The organism is Methylobacterium persicinum (assembly GCF_022179525.1).
Classification (GTDB): Bacteria; Pseudomonadota; Alphaproteobacteria; order Rhizobiales; family Beijerinckiaceae; genus Methylobacterium; species Methylobacterium persicinum.
The window spans coordinates 70827-90067 of sequence record NZ_BPQX01000045.1 but is presented as its reverse complement, the minus strand read 5'-3'; the positions used below and the strand labels follow the sequence as shown (position 1 = coordinate 90067).

Genomic DNA, 19241 nt, shown 5'->3' with positions numbered 1-19241 from the left:
CTCAAATCACAATGTCAAAGAGCCAGGATCACCCGCCCCAAGGGCAGAAACCCACCACCCTACGAAACTCACGAACCGATCCACCCCAGGCTTCAACCACCGCCCGGCACGCATCGCTCGATTGTCGGTAAGGTCGTCCGCTTCAGCGCCACAACAGCACCAGAGACAGACAGTGCAGCGTCCGGTTCGCTTCCGCGGCCGGCGCCGATGAACAGGGGTATACGGATCGGCCCGGACGGCGTCAACCGCCTTTTTCCAAGCCTGTCGTTTTTTCTGTCAGAAGCCCGTGACGGCCGCGTGACGCGCCGTCAGGCCATTCAGCGCCCCTTCTTGATGTCGGCGAGTGCCCTGCTGAGACCGTCGGCAACGCGCGCCCTTTCCTCAGGGCCCGCGTCCCGCGCCACCACGACTTCCTGCCGCCGCGACACGAGCGTCAGGCGCAACAGGCCGAACTCCTCGTCGTCGACGGAGGTGAGCTTGGTCCAGAGCGGATTGAAGCGCCACTCCCGGCGTTCCCCACGGTGGCTCACACGAGCGAGGAGAATCTCGATCTGGGAGATCATGACCTCTTCGAAGGAGCCTCCCCTCCGAAAGCTCACCTTCAGGGCAAGATAGATCCCCAGCATGTCGAGGCCGAAGAAGCCCGCGATGGGCCAGAACCCCATGCGCCAAGCCCAGACGGAGACGGCCGTCGACACGAGGCAAAGGCCGCCCATGACCGCCCGGAAGCCTGTCCGCGTCAGGGATTGATGCGGACGGATCGTCGCCGCGAAGACCGGTCGGTCGAAGCTGTCCGGATCGAGCCCGTCCGGGTGAACTGAAGGATTGCCGCTCGCCATGGCACAGATATAACGCGCCAATGCCGACTAGAAAGCCGTCCGCCGCCGCCGTCAGCGGCCGGCTCGCCCCGCGACTCGCCGCTGTGGCCCTGGATGCATCGGCCGAGCCAGCACCAGACCCCGTGGGAGACGCCGCCGTCGAGGAGATCTTCCGGCGGTTTCAGGCGGCGAATCCCGCCCCGGTCAGCGATCTCCGCTATACGAATACCTACACGCTGCTTGTCGCCGTCGTCCTCTCCGCGCAGGCGACCGACCGTGGGGTGAACCTCGCCACGGGTCCGCTCTTCAAGGTGGCCGATTCGCCGGAGAAGATGCTGGCCCTCGGCGAAGACCGGGTGCGGCACTTCATCCGCACCATCGGCCTGTTCAACACCAAGGCCAAGAACGTGATCGCCCTGTCGCGCATCCTCATCGAGGAGCATAGCGGCGAGGTTCCGGCGACCCTCGACGCATTGCAGGTGCTGCCCGGTGTCGGCGCCAAGACGGCGAGCGTGGTGCTGAACGTGGCTTTCGGCGTCCCGCGGATCGCCGTGGACACCCATATCTTCCGCGTGGCGAACCGGATCCCCCTTGCCGTCGCCGCCACCACGGACAAAGTACAGACCACGCTCGAGGCGCGCGTGCCGGCTTCGTATCTGCTCCATGCCCATCACTGGCTGATTTTGCATGGCCGGTACGTGTGCAAGGCGCGCAAGCCGGATTGCCCGTCCTGCCGGATCAGCGACCTCTGCCGCTACCCGGCCAAGACGGTCTGAGCACCCGGGACCCTACCCCGCGACCCGCCTGCGCATCCGCGGGTGGGGGCTAACGCGTTGTGCTGCCAGTCCGCTTCGGGTAGTTTGCGATGCGGCCGCCGGGTCCTTCGCGAGGGGCCGTCCGGCCGCCCGACCACGCGTCCGGTCGCCACGCCGCGGATCCCGCTTCACTCGTCGCGCTACCCAGGAGCCCCGGCCCATGGACTTCCTCAAACCACGGTACACGCCCATGAACCGCCGCCGTCGCATCTACGAGGGCAAGGCGAAGGTCCTCTACGAGGGGCCGGAGCCGGGCACCCTCATCCAGCACTTCAAGGATGACGCGACCGCGTTCAACGCCAAGAAGCACGAGGTCATCGATGGCAAGGGCGTGCTGAACAACCGGATCTCGGAGTTCGTCTTCCAGAACCTCAACGACATCGGGGTGCCCACCCACTTCATCCGGCGGCTGAACATGCGCGAGCAGCTGATTCGGGAAGTGGAGATCATCCCCCTGGAGATCGTCGTGCGCAACGTGGCGGCAGGCTCCCTGGCCACCCGGCTCGGGCTGGAGGAAGGCACGCAGTTGCCGCGCTCGATCATCGAGTTCTATTACAAGAACGACCAGCTCAACGACCCGATGGTGTCCGAAGAGCATATCACCGCGTTCGGCTGGGCGACGCCCCAGGAGATCGACGACATCATGGCGCTGGCGATCCGCGTCAACGACTTCCTGTCCGGCCTCTTCCTGGGCGTCGGCATCCGGCTGGTAGACTTCAAGATGGAGACCGGCCGCCTGTGGGAAGGCGACATGATGCGCATCGTCGTGGCGGACGAGATCTCCCCCGACTCGTGCCGGCTGTGGGACATCAAATCGTCCGACAAGCTGGACAAGGACCGCTTCCGTAAGGATCTCGGCGGCCTGATCGAGGCCTATACCGAAGTCGCCAAGCGACTCGGCATCATGGCCGAGAACGAGAAGGTCCAGATGGGCGGTCCGCGCCTCGTGCAGTGATGGTCAGGCCGGCCGGCGGAGCGGGCCGGTCGCCGGAAAATTACGCGCCAACCTGGCGTGGGTCGAGAGGTCGGGGCCGAAGCCTCGATTGTAATGGGGGTCCTGCACCAGCAGCGGCCCCCATCTCTTTGAGAGGTCCACGATTTCGCGCCCGTGCCGGGCGCGGGCTTCGTCGGTCCAGCGGCGGCTCGCCGCCTCGCGATGGATGAGCACCGCCTCCGGCGCAAAGAGCGTGTGGAAGCCGGCTTCGTTGAGGCGCAGGCACAGGTCGACGTCGTTGAAATCGACCGCGAAACGCTCTGCATCGAAGCCGCCGACCGCACGGAACTTGGCGGCGTCCACCATCAGGCAGGCTGCGGTGACGGCCGAGACCCTGTGCGCGGCGCGAAGTGTGGAGAGGTACCCCTTAGCATCGCCCGGGAAATGCCGGTGGGCGTGGGTCACGAGGCCACCCGTCCCGAGCACGATTCCCCCGTGCTGGATCCGGCCCGCCCCGTCGATAAGCTTCGCGCCAACGGCCCCGATGTCCGGCCGCAGGGCGTGGCGGGCCATGGCGATGAGCCAATCCGGCCGGAAGGCTTCGACGTCGTTGTTGAGGAACACGAGCAGCTGGCCACGGGCCCGGGCCGCCGCGGCGTTGTTCATGGCCGCGAAGTTGAAGGGCCCTGGGTAAGGCACCACGAGCCCTCTCCCCTCCCCCGCGAAGGCTTGCAGGTACGCGAGGGTCTCCGAATCCCGGCTGCCGTTGTCACAGACGATGATTTCCAGCGCGGGCCATGCCGTCCGGGTGCGCAGCGAATCAAGGCAGGGACGCAGCAGATCGAGCCGGTCGCGGGTCGGGACGATGATGCTGACGAGGGGCGTCTCCGGCAGGGAATGGGTGACCCGGATCAGGCCCCCGGGTTCGGCCATCACCGTTGACGCTTCGCGTCCGGTCCGATCGAGGTGCCCGCGCACGGCTTCCGCGCGGCCGATCGCTGGGTTGGTGCCGGGACGCTGGAGATAGAGAAGACCGGGCAGGTGGCCGATGGCCCCGGCGCCATGCGTCTCGGCGATGCGCAGGGCAGCCTCGGTCGCGCTCGCCGGGGCGGGGCCCTGCAGCGTGTTGGCCCGGTAGGCGAGCAGGCCGAGATACTCGACGGCCATCAGAAGATCCGGATCGAAGGCCGGCGGCAGGATCGGGAAGGCGGGGCCATTCGGTTCGTGCTGCGCCAGACCGTCGCCGTACAGCGCCACGAGCGTCGGCTCGGCTGCGAATGTCCGTTCGATCCGGTCGGTCGCGCCGGCGAGAAGCTCGCCCGCGCCGATCACCGTGAAGCCGGCGGAGGAGGACGGCCGATCCTCGACGGGCCGCGTCATGGCCCTGGACGGAAGGGACAGGCGATGATCGATGCCTGCGAGCGCCGCCAGTCGCTGGCGGGCCCGCAACCGCTTGCCGGTGGCCAGGGCCGTCACCACCCCCCACGCCGCCCGGGGCTCGTGGAGCACGGCGTCGACCAGGGCGCGAAGGGCCCGGCGCGCACTTCGTTTCTCACCGAGATACGCGCCGGTTCCGTGATCCGGGGGCCTGAGCCCACTCATTCCAGATCCTCGCCGAAGGTCGTGAGGGAGAGGGCCGGATGATAGAACGGATCGTGCCGGATCACCGACAGCCACCTTTCCGTGAAACGGGCGGCCTCCCGCTCGAAGCGCTCGCGTTTCGCGCCGGTTGAAGGCCCGCGGCTAATCGATTCAAAGTGATAGAGTTCGGCGGCAGGCGTCCAGACGCATTTCCAGTCGCGGGCCGCGAGACGGAGGCAGAAGTCCACGTCGTTGAAATCGACCGGGAACGCGTCTTCATCGAACCCACCTACGGCCTCGAACTTATGGCGCGCCACGGCGAGGCAGGCGGCCGTGACCGCTGAGACCTCATGCGCGACGCGGAGGCGGCCGAGATGTCCGGGCGTGTCTGCGGGGCGGCGGCGCAGGATGTGGCCCGCCCGCCCGGCGAGGCCGACGACGACACCCGCATGTTGCAGCTTGCCGTCGCCGAAGAGCAGTTTGGCGCCCACGGCGCCGACGTCAGGCCGCAAAGCCTGACGGACCAGCTCACCGGCCCAGCCCGGGTGGCGCAGGCCGACATCGTTATTCAGCAGCACCACAACCTGACCCGACGACGCTGCGACCCCCGCATTGACCATCGCGGAGAAGTTGAAGGGGTGGGGGAAGCTCATGATCCGGACACGGGCGTCGCGGGTGAGTTCGTAGTAGAACGAAAGGACGGCCGGATCGGTCGAGCCGTTGTCGACGACGATCAGCTCGATGACGGGATAATCGGTGCCGTCGAGGACCGCGCGGCAGGCTGGAACGATCAGGTCGGGCCGGTCGCGCGACGGGATCACCACGCTGAGCAAGGGCGGAGGTTCCGGCAGGGGCCAGACGAGATCCGTCGCACCACTCTGGAAGCGTGCCCGGGCGGACGCATTCGTGGCCGTCAGCCAGCGATTCAGCAAGGGCGCGCGGTCGTCTCCGTCCCGGACCGGCGACATCCGTGCCACGGGCCGCGGGCAATGGTTCGCATGACGGCACGCGGTGGCAGCTGCGATCCCTACACTCGCCACAGCATTGGCGAAGGGGCCGATCGGCAGGGCCGGAAGGCGCGCGACGAGTTTTCGCGATAGCAGGACAGCGCGGCCCAGATATCCGGTCGCGAGGGCAAGATCAGGACTCCAATCGGGCTTGAGCCGGGGCGACCCATCGGGCGCGATCTCGTCTGCGTAGGCCAGGTCGTTATTGCCGAGGCTCGCCGCCAGGAGGGCGAGGCCATCGGGTGCGAGCTCGTCGCCCGCTTCCAGAAGGCAAAGAGCATCGGCCCCGGCGAGCAGGTCTGACGCCGTGAGGTCGGGATCCCAGGCCGCGCCAGACGTTTCCGTCGGGGGCTCGTCCCACAGAACCACCGTCTCGGCCGGCGTATGGGACTGGCGACCGAGGTTCGCCAGCGTCCGCTGAACCCCCCTGCCCTCCCCGCGCTCTGCCAGGATGACGCATCGGATGGCGAGGCTTGGCACGGGGCCTGTGAAGGGCACGCGCCGTTCGGCGGCCCAACCAGCAAAAGATTTCAGCCGCGTGACGGCGACGCCTCCGCGCAGCGTGTCGCGGACACGGCGGGCCTGTCCCTTCGCCCGGGCGACGACGGCTGCGGCCGCGTTCCCCGGACGACGACGCACGCATTCGAGGAAAATCCCCGCCTCGCTGCGCCGGGCGACACGGTCGAGGACCGTCCCGGCGCCCAGGGAAAGCTGGAGCTCCGTCGCGTCGGCGGGAATGAGGCCGATCCAGCGGCCTCGCCCGAAGGCTGGCCCCGGCAGCACGGCGATCTGGGTGTCGCCCACGGACCGAAGGATGCGAAGAACCGGGCGCTGAGGCGGCGCGAGGGCGTCGCCCGTATAGCTCAGGACGATCCATCCGCCCGGCGAGCCCGGCAGAACCAAGCGCGTGTCGAAGACCGGATCCCCCGTCGGTTCGAGACGGAACGGGACGCCCCGGCCTAGACGGCCCCCAATCCACCCCGCCCGCCGGTCACCTGACGGCGCAGCGGGATCACTGGGCAGCGTCGCCTCCGCCAGCCGATACGGCAGCCGCCGGCTTGCGATGACGGGGCTTGGCCTTGCCGGGCGACGCCTTCCCTGCGCCGAGGCTGACCTCGATGTCGTAATCGGCAGCCATGTCCGCCGGCACCACGAGATCATCCACCACGATCTGCGCAAAGCCCTGTGCTTCGCCCCGGCCGATCTCGGCATTCGTCCGCGCCATACGGCTGGTGACGACCTTATCGTTGTGCTTGATGGCGAACGTCACTGGGACGTCGAACCGGCCCGGTGCGCCGGCAGGCCCGAGCAGCACCCGCGCCTCCACGCCGACCTTGACCCGCACCGAGCCATCCGGCTGGCGGGCGCATTCCCGGGCGATCCGACCGAGGCTGATCTGCGTCCGCACGTTGTCGCCGGCAACCGTACGCAGGGCTGCCCCCCCCTCGGCGACATCGACGGTCGGACAATAGGCGGCCTCCACCTCCTTCGGCTGGGAGGGAGGCACCGTCGTCCCGCCGTACTTGAACAGGTTCGAGAAGACGTTGCCCTCCTCCGCCCCGGCTGGCCACGGGGCGAGCGTAGCCGCTAGGACGACACCGAGAAGGCAGAACCGCTTACCGACCATGACGAGCATCCGCAGAGGCAGGTTCACTTGAGGCTGTCGAAGCCCGCGGCGAAACCCTTCATCGACAGGGGAATGCCGACGCCTTCCTCGGGGGTCTGGAAGACGATGAAGGTCGCCTTGGAGCCGTTCTTGAACTGTTGGATCAGGCCGCCATCCATGACGACCTCCGCCACGCACCCGGTGGTGAGGCATCGAACGAAGCCGGCGCGGCCGATATCCGTCTGATCGATCTTGAGGCCGAGGCCCGAGGGCAACAGTACCCCGAGCGGCGCGACCACCCGCAGGAGATAGCCACGGTTGTCGGCCGTCTTCAGGACGATCACGACCAGTGTCAGGTTCGGCCTGTCCTCGGCGGCGAGGTATTGCACCAAAGCGCATTGCTCGGCCTTGGCGCCGGCGGGCGTTTCGCAACGCAATTGCCAGTCATCGAAGGTCTTGCGAACGGTCCCCTGCGCGGCCGCCGGCCCGCAAGACAGAACCGCCATCATGATGAAGAGACCGGACAGCGCAGCTGCCTGCCGGAAACGATCGAGCCTCGCGAGGAACGGCACCGTCTGACCCTGTCGGATGAGCCGCGCCCTGACGGCGGCCCGGGAAACGAGGGTGTTCCGACCATGCGGGGGCCTCGGCTGTCAAGCGAGGGACCGACATCTCACAAACGCAGAGCGCTACCCGGCGGCCACTTTATAGCCTAGATTGTCATCACGTCGCCCGCCCCGCCCTTCCGGAACGAAAAGCCATGCGTCTTCCCATTCTCTCGGCCGTCTGCCTTGTCGGCACATTCATCCAGGCGGGGGCCCAGGGCCTTCCGGTGGGTGAGACGACCTATGTCGAGCACTCCCTCAACCGGTCGGACACGCTCGAGATCGAGCATCCACCCGTCGCCGTGAACCCCTATGGCCGTCGGGGCGGTTCGGCGGCCATCGCTGGCTTCTGCCGGGACGGCGGCATCATCCGCCGGCAGGACCAGTTCGGGAACCCGGTGATCCTGCGCCAGCGGGAGATCTGCGATAGCGTCGCACCCCGGACCCTCGACCCTGGCGAGGTGAACCCGCGGCCGACGTGGCCGGCGGAGACCGTGACGGCTCGCCGGGTCCTCCGCGTGAAGGGCTGAGGATCACCCGAAGCGGTGCAGGGCCGTCCCGTTCCGCTTCAACCACGCCTCGGCCGCGTCCACGTGGCCGCAGAGACTGCGGGCGACGGCCCAGAAGCGGGGCGAATGGTTCATCTCGCGCAGGTGCGCCATCTCGTGGGCCACGAGGTAGTCCAGCACCATCGGCGGCGCGAGGATCAGCCGCCAGGAGAAGTTGAGCTCCCCCCGCGCGGTGCAGGAACCCCAGCGGCTGCGCGTGTCACGCAGGGTGATCCGCAGCGGGCGTTGGCCGAGCGTCGCAGCATGCCGTTCCACGGCCTCGCCGATATCGTCCCGCGCCGCCCGCATCAGCGCCTCGCGCACCCGCCGCGGGAAATGTGCCTCGTTGCAGGCTGCGGAGAGCACGGGGCGACCGTCATCCACCTCCAGTCGAACGCCGCCTCGGCCTTCCCGCAGGACCAGCCGGTGGTTCTCGCCGCGGATGGGAATCTCCGCACCGGGCTCGAAGGGGATGCGCTCAGGCACGCGGGCGAGCCGACCGGCGATCCAGCCGGCGTGGCTCGCGGCGAAGCGCTGGGCCGTGCTCAGGGCGAGTCGTGGCGGCAGGGTGATCACCGCCTCTCCCGTCGCCGCCGACACCCGAAGGGTCATCCGCCGGGCGGTATCCCGCCGGCGCAGCGCGATTCGCAGGAGCGCGCCCTCATGATGGACCTCGAGATGGTCAGGATCGGGTCGTCGCAGGAACGCGAGGGGCATGACGCCCTTTTAACGCCACCGCCGCGCAGGCTCCAGATCCTTCGTTTCGGTGGGGCGGTGTCAGACGCCGGTCACGACCGCCCACATGGCCGTCTCGGGCAGCACGAGGAGCGCCGCGGCCGAAAGGGCAATGCCGTAGGGAATGCCCGTCTTGGCATCGTGCAGTCGCAGGGCGAAGGGCAGACGCACGAGGGGGTTCGGTAGGGGGTGCGACCGGGCCGCCAGGAGGGCGAGGGTCAGGATGCCCCCGAGGACGGACGCGGCCAGCAGGTAGTCCAGCAATCCGTCGAATCCGAGCCATAGGGCAGTCGCCGCCGCGAGCTTGGCATCCCCGCCGCCGATGACGTTGAAGGCGAACAGCGTGAACGTCACCGTGAGGACGAGCGCCGCCGCACCGACGTGAAGGCCAATGTCTTCCCAGCTCATCAATCCGGTCGCCGCCAGGAGGGCGAATCCAAGCACGAGGCCGAGGGAGATCCGGTTGGGGATCAGCATCGTCAGAAGATCGCTGGCAGCCGCATAGGCCATCAGGAACGGGAACAGGATCAGCAGGCCGAATTCGGCGACGAGGGTTCCGCTCATCATGAGTGCCGACATGCCTCGTCAGGATCGTCTGGCCGTCCCTCAGTCTCGCCGGCCGCGAACACTCATCCGCAGGGCGGCTATCCGGTGGAGCGAGCCGGTGGGAACATGATCCGACACGGCGAATTTCCGCCCCGCTCCGCAAGGAACGTGACGGGAACTCGCCGTGGCGCGGAACGGGAGGGCGCGAACGCCCCCGGTCAGTTCAGCTGGGCGGAGATGGAGCTGAACTTGGCGTTCAGCTGGGTGCCGATGACCTTCAGCGTGCCGATGATGACAACTGCGATGAGGGCGGCGATCATGCCGTATTCGATGGCAGTGGCGCCGGATTCGTCGCCGGCGAAGCGCTTCATGATGCTCTTCATGGGAAAATCCTGGTTCGATGTCGCGAGGTGACCGACGAAGTGTTGCGCCACGATCGGCGGCTGCAACACACTGCGAAATCCCTCTTAAAAACGAGTTAAGCTCAGAGCGGAAAGACAATGCTATGAGCTACAATCGGAGATTGGTAAATAAAAATTGACTGAAAACTCCGTCAAATCAATACGATCGATGCCAACATTCGCGATATCTCTTTAGTGTTTGATTTACCAATTTAATGCTTGATGGACGGGCACGGCAGCGCCGCGCGCCTCCTATGGGCCTATGTTAGATGCGTCGCACCCTCCAGACGGCAGGACCCCTTGGGGTTGCCATCGTCGGCCTCTGCCTGCTGGCTGCTGCGGCCGTCGCTGCGCCGCCCGAGACCCTGCCGATCGTCACCGTGATTGTGGATAACGCGAAGGTCATCCGCCTTCCGGAAAAGACGCAAACTGTCGTGGTCGGCAATCCCTTCATCGCCGAGGTGACCCCACAGAAGAACGGGGTGCTGATCCTGACCGGCAAGAGCTTCGGCTCGACGAATCTCATCGCCCTCGACAGCGCCGGCACACTCATCGCCGAGACGATGATCCGCGTCGAAGCCTCGCGTGAGGCAACGATTACGGTTCAGCGCGGTATGGAGCGGGAATCGCTATCCTGCACGCCCAATTGCCAGCCTTCGGCGCAGCTCGGCGACGCCGCGAAATACTTCGATCCGGCGAGCGGGCAGGCGGACAAGCGCCGCGCGCTCGCCTCCAGCGGCGGCGCGACGGGAACGTCAAGCCAGGGTGCCGGCGGCAGCATCGGTGGCAACACGGCCGGGATGGGCGGCCAAAGCCCGTAGTCGAACAGCCCTCGCCGTAGATCTCGTGGGCTCCGCCCCGGCAGCCGACGAGCGAGCCGGTCAACCGCTGCACCCTGGCCCCTTGCGTGCGCTTCGTCCGCCGTGGACAACGAGGTATGCAATCCGCCGTTGTCACCTACGCCATTGGCGACATTCACGGGTGCAGCGACCTGCTCGATGCTCTCCTTGCGCGAATAGAGCGACACGCCGCAGGCCGGGACCGGAAACTCGTCTTCCTCGGCGACTACGTAGACCGTGGACCGGATTCCGCCGCTGTCCTGCGGACGATCAGCCGCCTTCAATGGGCCGAGCCTGACAGCGTGGTCTGCCTCATGGGCAACCATGAGCGCATGCTTCTGGACGCACTTCAGACGAAGGATACCGAATTCCACTGGCTCGCCAATGGTGGCGAGGCCACGCTCGCATCGTTCGGTGCCCAGGAGGTCGCGGACCTCCCGCAGACCACCCTCGATTGGATCGAGGCGCTCCCCACGCTGCATGACGACGAGTTGCGCTGGTACGTCCATGCCGGTTTCGCGCCGGGTACCGAGCCCTCGGTGAGCAGCGACCACGACCGCCTCTGGATCCGCGAGCCTTTCCTAACAGACGACCATGATTTCGGCCGGCACGTGGTTCACGGGCATACGCCGCAGCGACGCGGCAAGCCGGAAGTCCGGCATTTCAGGACCAACCTCGACACGGCTGCGGTCTACGGCGGCGCTCTGACTGCTGGCATTTTTGCCGACACGGCGGGCCCCGCCATCGACTTCCTTCAAGTCAGAGGCTGATCCGTCCCGTCGAGCGATGCGCGGTCTCGGGAAGCGCGTCAGCGGGACGACCTCAACGTCTCGAGCAGGGGGGCATCGGCATATCCATCCGGCGGCAATCCGGCGGCGGCCTGGAAGGCGCGCAGCGCCGAACGGGTGCGCGGTCCGATCTTCCCATCGACGGTGCCCACGGCATAGCCCTTCGCCGACAACAACGACTGCATATCACGGCGTTCGTCGAGCCCGAGCATCCGGTCGCCCCGCGGCCATTCGTGGGCGAAGCTCGGCAGGCCACGCAGGCGATCCGACAGGTGACCCACCGTCAGGGCGTAGGAAAACGAGGTGTTGTAGCGAAGGATCACCGCGAAATTCGGCAGCAGCAGAAACGCCGGCCCGCGGATCCCCGCCGGCAGAAACAGGACGGCGGTGGCGGTTTCCGGCAAACCCTCCTCCCGGACGGGCCGCAGGCCGAGGCGCCGCCACTCCGCGATGGTTCGTGCGGTCGTTTCATCCGCGAGGGACACGTCGAAGCCCGCGGGCAGGATCGCCTCCGCACCCCAGCGCTCACCGCGCCGCCATCCTTCGGCCACCAGATAGTTCGCCGTCGAGGCCAGGGCGTCGGGGACCGAACCCCAGATGTCCCGCCGGCCGTCGCCGTCGAAATCCACAGCGCGCGCCAGGAACACGCTCGGCATGAATTGGGTGTTGCCGAGGGCGCCGGCCCACGAGCCGGTGAGCCGCTCCGGTGTCGCATCGCCGGCGGCGAGAATTTTCAGTGCCGCGATCAGTTCGGCTTTCCAATAATCCGCCCGCCCCTGATCGCCGCAGGCCAGGGTAGCCAGGGATCGGACGGCCGGTCTGACGATGGCCGGATCGTTGAGGACTGCGCCGTAACTCGACTCGACACCCCAGAACGCCACCAAGGTATAACGGTCCACACCGTAGCGGACCTCGATGCCGTCGAGGACCGTCGCCCAGCGTTGCAATTGGCGCTGGCCTTCCTCGACCTTCTCCGGCGTGACCGCCGCATCGAGGTAAGCCCAGACCGGTCGCGTGAACTCGGCTTGGTTGCCCGCGGCGGCGAGAACGCCCGGATCGGGTGTCACCTGCGCGAGCTGTGCTGCGGCAAGGCTTGGCGGCACGCCTGCCGCCACGGCGTCCGCCGTGATGGCTTCGATGCAAGGCGAAGCCGTTGCGGTTTCGGGCTGGCCTGTCATCAGCATTACTACCGCTAAGGCTGCCACCAGACCAGCGGCTTTCGGTCGGCCCAAATCGGTCGACGGCGTTTCCACGGTGAATTCCTCGCGCGATCTCATGAGGCCCGCTCGGTCAGGGCGTCCGCGAGCGGCGTTCGATCCGCCAGAGCCGGGCATTTGTAGCTGCGCCGCAGCCGGTCCGCCGTGCAGGCGAGCTTGGCCACGCGCCCTTCCCATTCGCCGAGGTGTCTCGCGGCACCGCCCCGGCGCGTCGGGCCGAGACGAAGGATGCGCACCGGCCTGAATCCACAGAAGCCGAGAATCTGACGCCGCCAGCGCCGCCCCACCGGATCGCCGTAGACAAGTCGCAGGTACCAGGGTGGCGTATCCATGGTGACGATCACGTCGGCCGACCGCCCGGACAGGCGACGGTCCCAGAACGGATCGTCGCGGTGATAGCGGAAGGCGAAACCCGGGAGGAGAAGACGGTCGATCAACCCCTTCAGCTGCATCGGCTCGGCGCCCCACCACAAGGGAAAGGCGACGACGAGGTGGTCGCAGTCATCGAGCGAGGCTGCCAGCCGGGCAAGGTCCGGCTCCCATTCCCGGGCCACCGCATAGCCGCGGGACATGTTGGGGTCGAAAGCCAGATCACGTACTGCCACCCGCTCGACCTGCCCGGCTCCAAGGGAGTCGGCATAGTGGTCGAGGAGATGTGAGACCAGACGGCCGCCATCCGGATGCCCGTCCAGGATCAGAACCCGCATACCGGCATTGCCTCTCCACGTGTAACCGAGCGGCGTATCCTCCACCCGGATGGCAGATTTGAGTGACGAATGCGACGGCGGGGGGCACGTGCCCCGGGTGATAGGAACGGTGCTCGGCGCGGGTATCTTCGGCTTGGCCCTCGTCGGGCCCGCGCAGGCCCTGGAGGTCACGCGGAGCCGGGATATCGACGCGCCCCCGGCGGCCGTGTGGGCCTTGGTCGGCGATTTCTGCGCGATCGGCCGATGGCACCCCCAGGTCGAGCGATGCATCCTCTCGGCGGACGAGGATGACGACAGCGTCCGGGTCCAGTTACGCGGGTTGGTGGTGAAGGGCGGTGAGGGCACGATCGTCGAGGTCGAGACGGCCCGCGACGACGCGGCGATGACCTACAGCTACAGCTTCGTCCAGGGGCCGCTGCCGGTCTCGGCCTACAACGCCTCGATCACCGTCCGGCCGAACGGTTCGGGATCGACGGTGGTCTGGAGCGGAACATTCGATGCCGCGGGGGTTTCCGATCGGGAGGCCGAGGCCGACATCGCCGGGGTCTACGACCGGGGTCTCGCCGGCATCGCTCGGGAGGCGGCGCGCTGATCCTGTTCCGGCCGCACTCCCGGAACACGGCGGGGGCATCGGCCGTTAATCGTCAAGCTGCGCCGTTTTGGCGCAGGATGCCGGAGGACCCTCGCATGAGCCTTATCGGACGCCTCGTCACGAAGATCCTTGGGAACGAAGACCGTCCGGTCGTCCGCGACGACCGCAACGCCAGTTCGGCCACCCCCCTCGGACGCCTCGTCACCAAGATCCTCGGGAAGTAACACGACCGCTTCGCCCAAGCCGCTTGGGATGGCGCGAGGGAGCCGGGGATGCCGGCGCCTCGCGCCGGCATCCCCATCCTCCCCCCGGCCGGCGAAGGCGTGATTTGACGATCAGCGCTTGATGGTCTCCGCGATCTGCGCCTTGAGGATGGGCGCAGCTCGAACCGTATGCTCCCAGAACTGACCGGTGCGGCCCTTGTCGTAGCCGTCCTGATAAAGAGCCCGCATATAGGCGGTGTTGAAGCCCTGCGCGGCGGGCACCTTCGGCGCCGCTTCGTCCACGTAGGTCAGGTTGAAGCCGATATTGTTGGCCCGGGCCAGGGCATAGGTAGCCGCCAGCGCCGCCCGGGACCGGGCCCGGCTCGCCGTCGTGAAGGACCGGCCGACGATGGCCAGGGTATTGTCCTGCGTCACCTCAAAATCCGGTTCGAGCCGCCCGTTGATTACGACGTAGATCTGTCCTTTCCCCGTCGTCCGGAGCTTGTCATCCCGGAGCAACAGGCTCTGCGGAAGGGTAAAGACGGGGGTCACCACCGAACCATCGACATGCATTTCCTGGAACTGCGTTGGCCCGGCGCTCACGTCGATGAATTGCGGCGGAAACACCGCGGGAATGCTGGCCGAGGCGGCCAGGACGTCCCGGAACAGCTCGAGGCGGTTCGGCGCTTCGCTGGCGGCGATGGCACCCATGTTCCAGATCACGGCCCGCTGAGAATCGAGGTTGGTGGTCACGACGAGCAGCCGGCGGCCCTTGGCATGCTCGGCGGCGATGGCGTCGAGCAGGTCCTTCGTCACGTAGCGGCCGATCAGGTCGCGCAGGCGCCCGTCGCCGAACAACCCTGAGCCGAACAGAACGTTGGTCAGGCTGGGCTGGGCCACCAGGGTCTCGGCCACGCCGCTCGTGTAAAATTCGGTCAGGTAGGAATCGTACGCGGGACCAAGGAAGGCGAACGGTGCGATGAGCGCCCCCGTCGAGACGCCCGAGACCAATGTGAATTCGGGACGCGCCCCGGAGGCCGACCAGCCGTTCAGAACACCCGCGCCGTAGGCCCCGTCGCCACCGCCGCCCGAGAGGGCCAGGTAGGTGAAACCGCTCGCCCGGCGCTGGGGATTTGCCGCCAGTTCGGAAATCGTCTCGACGGAGGCGTCCGCGAAAACCCGGGCCCCGGGGATCCCGGGCACCGTCGCCGCCGCCGCCTGCTCGGCCGTGTAGGCGGTGCGGGGGACGGAGCCACAGGCCGCCATCTGAATGGCCAAGCCCAACGCCACGGCGGCGCGCAGCCCGGTCCGAACGTCACTCATCGCCTTTTTCCTGAAAGGTCGCGCGCCCAGAAGGCGGCGCAGCTTGCTATGAAACGAGCTTGGCCGTTTCGCGTTCCTGGCGAAAGGCCAAGTTTGCCTTACCGCGCCAATGTGGCAGTCTGGACACGTCCGGTGGCAGGACCGGCGCTTGGCGGTGGACAGAGTCTTCAGGCAGCGACAACCGTGGTCCCTCGACCCTTGCAACGGCGGCGAACGCCGCTGTAGGGTCTGCGGGACGGCTTGGAGAGACACGGTGTCGCACCGGCCCGGCTTCCGCTGGCCGGCTCGGACGCGTGCCAACAGCGCTGGGCAAGGGGTCGGAGGGGGACGATGGAAGCGGGCCTTAGCTGGACGGAAGAGCGCGTCGCGCTACTCCGGCGCCTGTGGGAGGATGGCCAGAGCGCGAGCAAAATCGCGGCCCAACTCGGGGGCGTGACGCGCAATGCCGTCATCGGCAAGGTCCATCGCCTTGGGCTCGCCGGCAGGGTCAAGGCGGGCGAGGAGGCCGTCGTCGCCGTGGTCAAGCCGGTGGAAGCCGAGAAGGCCCCCGTGGCCGCACCGGTGCCGGAGCCTGTCGTCGTCGTATCCCATCGCCCTGCGCCGGATTTCCCGCAGGCGCGGGTGCCGGCCGCGGCGCCCGTGGCGCAGGACCCGGTGACGATCCCCGTGTCTCAGCGGGTGACGATCATGGATCTCAGGGAATCGATGTGCCGGTGGCCCCTCGGCGATCCGACCACGCCGGAATTCCGGTTCTGCGGTGCCCGGTCGATCACCGGCCTGCCCTATTGCACGCACCATGCCGAGATCGCCTATCAACCGGCCACGGAGCGCAAGCGCGACCGCCGGGCTGCCGGCTTCCGCTAAGGCATCGGCTGGAAGATCCAGTCAGCGGGCGTCTCCGACTTCGGCGACATATCGGCTTGTGCCGGCATTGAGGGCGTCCAGGGGGACGATTCCCGCGAGATGGCGGGGGTCGCTTTCTCCACCTTGCGGGTGCCGGACGCGCATTTCCCCGTTGGCCTGCCCGAGGGCGCGGACGATCCGGTAAGCCGCTTCTGGCGAAAACGCCGGTCGCGCCAGCACGAAACTCCACGATCCCACCGTTGTGATGGGCGTTTCCTGCCCGGCGAAGCTATGGGCCGGTACGGTCAGGCGCCTCAAAGTCTGATCCTCGCGCGTCAACGCATCGATGGCGTTAGCGGACGGCGCGAGAAAGCGGGCTCCCCCGGGGGCGTCGGCCACCGCGACGAAGCCCGGCCACCCGATGCCGCCGCCCCAGAGCGCTGCAGCCCGACCATCCCGAATCATGGCGGGCCCCTCACCGGCATGTTCGAGAAAGATCGGCATGACATCTCGGTCCGGATCGAGGCCCGAGGCGGTGAGCACCGCACGGCCGAGAATCGTGAGGCCGGAATTGTGCGTGCCGAGGATGACCCGCCGCCCCGCGAGATCCCTCACTTCCTTGATGGCACTATCGCCCCGGAGGGCGAACAGGCCGGGCGTGGGATACATCGGCGCGAGCACCTTGGGGCCATCGTGGCGGCCGAGGGCACGGTAAGCGTAGGATCCCTGCACCAGGGCGAGATCGACCTCGCCCCGTTCGAGAAGGGCGATATTCTCCGCCGAACCTCCGCTCGGCCGCAGATCGATGATGAGGTCGGGGTCTCGGGTGCGGATCGCCGCGGCGAAGGATTTTCCGAAAGCGGGAAACCCACCGCCCGGCGTGGCTGTGGCGAGGGTAACGCGTAAGGACTGGGCAATGGCCGGCCCGACCGTGAGCCCGGCGAGCAGGGCGAGACCACGTCGACGGGTCAGCGGCAATCGTCCTTCCCCCATGCCCTCACCATCCTGCGATCGAGAAGGATCTTCTCCGCGATCCCATCAGATAAGACAGCTTATTCCACCGACTACCCAAATAGGGCACGTCGATGAAAAGAATTGGCGGTTAAGGCACTTAGGGCGATTGCTCCCGAACTTGTGAGGGTCTATCGCACGCCCTGGCGCGAATGCCCGGGCCATCCCCCCTTGGCACGGGGCATTCGCATCCGACATCCGTACGAACGCAGACAGGAAGCACGCGATGGCCGATTCCCTTAACGCGCCGGCCAAGGTCGGCCACGGTCGCATCTACGGCTCGATCACCGAGACCATCGGCAACACGCCGCTGGTGAAGCTGAACCGCCTGCCCAAGGAGCATGGCGTGGAGGCAGAGATTCTCCTGAAGCTCGAGTTCTTCAACCCGATCGCGAGTGTGAAGGACCGCATCGGCGTCAACATGATCGATGCCCTGGAGGCCGCGGGCAAGCTGCAGCCGGGTGGCACCCTCGTGGAGCCGACGTCCGGCAATACAGGCATCGCCCTGGCCTTCACCGCGGCGGCCCGTGGTTACCGGCTGATCCTCGTCATGCCGGAGACGATGTCCATCGAGCGCCGCAAGATGCTCGCCTTCCTCGGCGCCGAGTTGGCATTGACGCCCGGCGCGCAAGGCATGAAGGGCGCCATCGCCAAGGCCGAGGAGCTACTGCGGGAGATCCCCGGGTCGGTGATGCCGCAGCAATTCTCGAACCCGGCCAACCCGGACATCCATCGCCGGACCACCGCGGAGGAGATCTGGTCGGATACCGGCGGCAAGCTCGATGCCTTCGTGGCTGGTGTCGGCACGGGCGGGACGATCACCGGCGTCGCCGAGGTGCTCAAGCCCCGTCTGCCCGATCTGAAGGTCTTTGCCGTCGAACCCGTCGACTCGCCGGTCATTTCCGGCGGCCAGCCCGGCCCGCACAAGATCCAGGGCATCGGGGCGGGCTTCATCCCCGAGAACTTGCACACCAATATCCTCGATGGCGTGCTGAAGGTCTCGAACGACACCGCCTTCGAGACATCTCGGGCGCTGGCCCGGCTCGAAGGTATCCCCGGCGGCATCTCCACGGGCGGCAACGTCGCGGCCGCGTTGGAACTTGCCAAGCGTCCGGAATTCCAGGGTAAGCGCATCGTGACGATCGCCTGCTCGTTCGCCGAGCGCTACATCTCGTCGGCTCTGTTCGACGGCATCGGCTAGCTCACCCCCGCGGCCCGGCGGTCGTCGCCGGGCCGCAACGATCACCGGCTCACCCCGTTGTCCTTCGCACTGAACGACGATTTGGGAGGCCGGACATGGCGCAGGACAACGAGCGGCAATCGCTCAAAAGCTTCGACCCCTACACTGACCGGAACGGTCAGGATCTCGGCCAGGAATCGCCCCTTGATGTGGGCCTTCCTCAAAACACCCAAACCGATTTGAAGCGCGATCCGTCCGGGCAAGCCGAGGCGGCCCGGATCGCCTCTGGCACGCCCGGCCAGGATGCGACGGACGCCACCGAAGCGGAAACGCCGCCTGAGAATCTTCGCCATCTGCGCGGCGAAGGCGGTGATTCGGCTGCCGCTGAAGCGATCGACCGTGCGACGGCTGCCGTCGGCCAAGACGACGGAAAGCGGTGATGGCGCGGGAAACCAGCGACTCGGGGACGGTCACCCGCAAGCCCGACGATCACGTCGGCTCAGCAGGTGAGAAGCCCGCCGGGGGTGGACATCAGACGGCACAGCAGGCCGCCATCACGGGAATGGAGAGCGGCGGTAAGGACGAGAAGACCCGCCGCGATGAGATGAGCGGTGGTGTTGCCGGTTCATCTCCCCCCGCGGTCGGCGGCTCGTCCGGTGGCCACTCGGACCAGCAGGCGTCACAGGGTCCCGATGCCGGCTGTAAGGTGGCCGCCGGCCATTACCGGGCTGAGAAGGGGAGCAAGCCGTGAGCGAGCGCGACAAGGCCGAAGATCGGCCTGAAAACATCGCCCCCGATGGGGTAAAGGACCCGAACGAGAAGACCGAAGGCAAGCCGGGAGAAGGCCCAAAGGGTCAGGCCGGCGAGACCGACCTGGGCGGGTCCTGAAACCCGAACCGTCATTGCGAGCAACGCGAAGCAATCCAGAGAGGCGCGGCACTC

The 19241-nt window shown here is 67.3% G+C and carries 24 protein-coding genes; 12 read left to right on the top strand and 12 right to left on the bottom strand.

Annotation, left to right across the window (positions count from 1 at the left end):
- Positions 1 to 317: 317 nt before the first annotated feature.
- Complete coding sequence (locus MFF22_RS19120; protein ID WP_238251015.1) at positions 318 to 839, bottom strand: DUF2244 domain-containing protein; 522 nt, start codon at positions 837 to 839, stop codon at positions 318 to 320.
- 20 nt (positions 840 to 859) lie between these two features.
- Here MFF22_RS19120 and nth point away from each other — a divergent pair, with 20 nt between their 5' ends.
- The gene (gene nth / locus MFF22_RS19115; RefSeq protein WP_238251012.1) at positions 860 to 1594 is read left to right on the top strand and encodes an endonuclease III; all 735 of its coding nucleotides are present in this window, start codon (positions 860 to 862) and stop codon (positions 1592 to 1594) included.
- Positions 1595 to 1793: 199 nt separating this feature from the next.
- The gene (gene purC / locus MFF22_RS19110; RefSeq protein WP_238251003.1) at positions 1794 to 2588 is read left to right on the top strand and encodes a phosphoribosylaminoimidazolesuccinocarboxamide synthase; all 795 of its coding nucleotides are present in this window, start codon (positions 1794 to 1796) and stop codon (positions 2586 to 2588) included.
- 3 nt (positions 2589 to 2591) lie between these two features.
- Here the strand turns inward: purC and MFF22_RS19105 are convergent, their stop codons facing one another.
- From MFF22_RS19105 to MFF22_RS19090, 4 genes are all read right to left on the bottom strand, one after another.
- Complete coding sequence (locus tag MFF22_RS19105) at positions 2592 to 4169, bottom strand: glycosyltransferase (RefSeq protein WP_238251001.1); 1578 nt, start codon at positions 4167 to 4169, stop codon at positions 2592 to 2594.
- Positions 4166 to 6058, bottom strand: a complete 1893-nt coding sequence (locus MFF22_RS19100; protein WP_238250985.1) for a glycosyltransferase — start codon at positions 6056 to 6058, stop codon at positions 4166 to 4168. Before MFF22_RS19100 ends, MFF22_RS19105 begins: the two co-directional genes overlap by 4 nt.
- A 109-nt stretch (positions 6059 to 6167) precedes the next feature.
- On the bottom strand, positions 6168 to 6809 hold the full coding sequence (locus MFF22_RS19095) for a hypothetical protein (protein ID WP_306424689.1): 642 nt from the start codon (positions 6807 to 6809) through the stop codon (positions 6168 to 6170).
- The gene (locus MFF22_RS19090) at positions 6806 to 7270 is read right to left on the bottom strand and encodes an invasion associated locus B family protein (RefSeq protein ID WP_238251029.1); all 465 of its coding nucleotides are present in this window, start codon (positions 7268 to 7270) and stop codon (positions 6806 to 6808) included. Before MFF22_RS19090 ends, MFF22_RS19095 begins: the two co-directional genes overlap by 4 nt.
- 251 nt (positions 7271 to 7521) lie before the next feature.
- On the opposite strand from MFF22_RS19090, the gene MFF22_RS19085 reads away from it, so the two are divergent.
- Positions 7522 to 7896, top strand: coding sequence for a hypothetical protein (locus MFF22_RS19085; protein WP_238250976.1), 375 nt, complete (start codon positions 7522 to 7524; stop codon positions 7894 to 7896).
- A 3-nt stretch (positions 7897 to 7899) separates the two neighbouring features.
- Here the strand turns inward: MFF22_RS19085 and MFF22_RS19080 are convergent, their stop codons facing one another.
- The 3 genes from MFF22_RS19080 to MFF22_RS19070 form a co-directional block, all read right to left on the bottom strand.
- The gene (locus MFF22_RS19080; RefSeq protein ID WP_238250974.1) at positions 7900 to 8631 is read right to left on the bottom strand and encodes a M48 family metallopeptidase; all 732 of its coding nucleotides are present in this window, start codon (positions 8629 to 8631) and stop codon (positions 7900 to 7902) included.
- A gap of 60 nt (positions 8632 to 8691) precedes the next feature.
- Positions 8692 to 9228 (bottom strand): A24 family peptidase, encoded by a 537-nt coding sequence (locus MFF22_RS19075; RefSeq protein ID WP_238250972.1) that lies wholly within the window; start codon positions 9226 to 9228, stop codon positions 8692 to 8694.
- A gap of 185 nt (positions 9229 to 9413) precedes the next feature.
- Positions 9414 to 9644 (bottom strand): Flp family type IVb pilin, encoded by a 231-nt coding sequence (locus MFF22_RS19070; RefSeq protein ID WP_370877609.1) that lies wholly within the window; start codon positions 9642 to 9644, stop codon positions 9414 to 9416.
- A gap of 221 nt (positions 9645 to 9865) precedes the next feature.
- Between MFF22_RS19070 and MFF22_RS19065 the strand changes: the two genes are divergently transcribed.
- Positions 9866 to 10417, top strand: coding sequence for a pilus assembly protein N-terminal domain-containing protein (locus MFF22_RS19065; RefSeq protein ID WP_238250970.1), 552 nt, complete (start codon positions 9866 to 9868; stop codon positions 10415 to 10417).
- Positions 10418 to 10533: 116 nt separating this feature from the next.
- Positions 10534 to 11205 (top strand): metallophosphoesterase family protein, encoded by a 672-nt coding sequence (locus MFF22_RS19060; RefSeq protein WP_238250968.1) that lies wholly within the window; start codon positions 10534 to 10536, stop codon positions 11203 to 11205.
- A gap of 38 nt (positions 11206 to 11243) precedes the next feature.
- Here the strand turns inward: MFF22_RS19060 and MFF22_RS19055 are convergent, their stop codons facing one another.
- Together MFF22_RS19055 and MFF22_RS19050 are read right to left on the bottom strand one after the other, a co-directional pair.
- Positions 11244 to 12407, bottom strand: coding sequence for a lytic murein transglycosylase (locus MFF22_RS19055; protein WP_370877610.1), 1164 nt, complete (start codon positions 12405 to 12407; stop codon positions 11244 to 11246).
- 89 nt (positions 12408 to 12496) lie between these two features.
- Positions 12497 to 13147 carry an NAD(P)H-dependent oxidoreductase gene (locus tag MFF22_RS19050; RefSeq protein ID WP_238250965.1) on the bottom strand — a complete coding sequence of 217 codons (651 nt, stop codon included), beginning with the start codon at positions 13145 to 13147 and terminating at the stop codon, positions 12497 to 12499.
- 58 nt (positions 13148 to 13205) lie between these two features.
- Between MFF22_RS19050 and MFF22_RS19045 the strand changes: the two genes are divergently transcribed.
- Together MFF22_RS19045 and MFF22_RS19040 are read left to right on the top strand one after the other, a co-directional pair.
- Complete coding sequence (locus MFF22_RS19045; RefSeq protein ID WP_370877611.1) at positions 13206 to 13739, top strand: SRPBCC family protein; 534 nt, start codon at positions 13206 to 13208, stop codon at positions 13737 to 13739.
- 95 nt (positions 13740 to 13834) lie between these two features.
- A complete protein-coding gene (locus MFF22_RS19040; RefSeq protein WP_238250963.1) occupies positions 13835 to 13963 on the top strand; it encodes a TFIIS helical bundle-like domain containing protein in 129 nt (42 codons plus the stop codon).
- A gap of 111 nt (positions 13964 to 14074) precedes the next feature.
- Here MFF22_RS19040 and MFF22_RS19035 read toward each other — a convergent pair whose 3' ends face one another.
- The gene (locus tag MFF22_RS19035) at positions 14075 to 15265 is read right to left on the bottom strand and encodes a patatin-like phospholipase family protein (RefSeq protein WP_238250961.1); all 1191 of its coding nucleotides are present in this window, start codon (positions 15263 to 15265) and stop codon (positions 14075 to 14077) included.
- 330 nt (positions 15266 to 15595) lie between these two features.
- Here MFF22_RS19035 and MFF22_RS19030 point away from each other — a divergent pair, with 330 nt between their 5' ends.
- On the top strand, positions 15596 to 16129 hold the full coding sequence (locus MFF22_RS19030) for a GcrA family cell cycle regulator (RefSeq protein WP_238250951.1): 534 nt from the start codon (positions 15596 to 15598) through the stop codon (positions 16127 to 16129).
- A gap of 21 nt (positions 16130 to 16150) precedes the next feature.
- Here the strand turns inward: MFF22_RS19030 and MFF22_RS19025 are convergent, their stop codons facing one another.
- The gene (locus MFF22_RS19025; protein WP_238250949.1) at positions 16151 to 17086 is read right to left on the bottom strand and encodes a TAXI family TRAP transporter solute-binding subunit; all 936 of its coding nucleotides are present in this window, start codon (positions 17084 to 17086) and stop codon (positions 16151 to 16153) included.
- A gap of 259 nt (positions 17087 to 17345) precedes the next feature.
- On the opposite strand from MFF22_RS19025, the gene cysK reads away from it, so the two are divergent.
- From cysK to MFF22_RS19005, 4 genes are all read left to right on the top strand, one after another.
- Complete coding sequence (gene cysK, locus MFF22_RS19020; protein ID WP_238250947.1) at positions 17346 to 18320, top strand: cysteine synthase A; 975 nt, start codon at positions 17346 to 17348, stop codon at positions 18318 to 18320.
- A 95-nt stretch (positions 18321 to 18415) separates the two neighbouring features.
- Complete coding sequence (locus MFF22_RS19015) at positions 18416 to 18739, top strand: hypothetical protein (protein ID WP_238250944.1); 324 nt, start codon at positions 18416 to 18418, stop codon at positions 18737 to 18739.
- Entirely contained in the window at positions 18739 to 19050 is a 312-nt protein-coding gene (locus MFF22_RS19010) for a hypothetical protein (RefSeq protein WP_238250942.1), read from the top strand. Before MFF22_RS19015 ends, MFF22_RS19010 begins: the two co-directional genes overlap by 1 nt.
- Positions 19047 to 19187 carry a hypothetical protein gene (locus MFF22_RS19005; RefSeq protein ID WP_238250939.1) on the top strand — a complete coding sequence of 47 codons (141 nt, stop codon included), beginning with the start codon at positions 19047 to 19049 and terminating at the stop codon, positions 19185 to 19187. The genes MFF22_RS19010 and MFF22_RS19005 overlap by 4 nt, the downstream gene beginning before the upstream one ends.
- Positions 19188 to 19241 lie beyond the last annotated feature (54 nt).

Bases quoted from the DNA above. Each gene is read 5' to 3' on its own strand.
- MFF22_RS19065 (WP_238250970.1), top strand. From the start codon at position 9,866: ATGCGTCGCACCCTCCAGACGGCAGGACCCCTTGGGGTTGCCATCGTC.
- MFF22_RS19080 (WP_238250974.1), bottom strand. From the start codon at position 8,631: ATGCCCCTCGCGTTCCTGCGACGACCCGATCCTGACCATCTCGAGGTC.
- MFF22_RS19105 (WP_238251001.1), bottom strand. From the start codon at position 4,169: ATGAGTGGGCTCAGGCCCCCGGATCACGGAACCGGCGCGTATCTCGGT.
- MFF22_RS19120 (WP_238251015.1), bottom strand. From the start codon at position 839: ATGGCGAGCGGCAATCCTTCAGTTCACCCGGACGGGCTCGATCCGGAC.
- MFF22_RS19075 (WP_238250972.1), bottom strand. From the start codon at position 9,228: ATGTCGGCACTCATGATGAGCGGAACCCTCGTCGCCGAATTCGGCCTG.
- MFF22_RS19055 (WP_370877610.1), bottom strand. From the start codon at position 12,407: ATGCTGATGACAGGCCAGCCCGAAACCGCAACGGCTTCGCCTTGCATC.
- cysK (WP_238250947.1), top strand. From the start codon at position 17,346: ATGGCCGATTCCCTTAACGCGCCGGCCAAGGTCGGCCACGGTCGCATC.
- MFF22_RS19040 (WP_238250963.1), top strand. From the start codon at position 13,835: ATGAGCCTTATCGGACGCCTCGTCACGAAGATCCTTGGGAACGAAGAC.
- MFF22_RS19030 (WP_238250951.1), top strand. From the start codon at position 15,596: ATGGAAGCGGGCCTTAGCTGGACGGAAGAGCGCGTCGCGCTACTCCGG.
- MFF22_RS19090 (WP_238251029.1), bottom strand. From the start codon at position 7,270: ATGATGGCGGTTCTGTCTTGCGGGCCGGCGGCCGCGCAGGGGACCGTT.
- MFF22_RS19010 (WP_238250942.1), top strand. From the start codon at position 18,739: ATGGCGCGGGAAACCAGCGACTCGGGGACGGTCACCCGCAAGCCCGAC.
- MFF22_RS19050 (WP_238250965.1), bottom strand. From the start codon at position 13,147: ATGCGGGTTCTGATCCTGGACGGGCATCCGGATGGCGGCCGTCTGGTC.
- MFF22_RS19060 (WP_238250968.1), top strand. From the start codon at position 10,534: ATGCAATCCGCCGTTGTCACCTACGCCATTGGCGACATTCACGGGTGC.
- purC (WP_238251003.1), top strand. From the start codon at position 1,794: ATGGACTTCCTCAAACCACGGTACACGCCCATGAACCGCCGCCGTCGC.
- MFF22_RS19085 (WP_238250976.1), top strand. From the start codon at position 7,522: ATGCGTCTTCCCATTCTCTCGGCCGTCTGCCTTGTCGGCACATTCATC.
- MFF22_RS19015 (WP_238250944.1), top strand. From the start codon at position 18,416: ATGGCGCAGGACAACGAGCGGCAATCGCTCAAAAGCTTCGACCCCTAC.
- nth (WP_238251012.1), top strand. From the start codon at position 860: ATGCCGACTAGAAAGCCGTCCGCCGCCGCCGTCAGCGGCCGGCTCGCC.
- MFF22_RS19035 (WP_238250961.1), bottom strand. From the start codon at position 15,265: ATGAGTGACGTTCGGACCGGGCTGCGCGCCGCCGTGGCGTTGGGCTTG.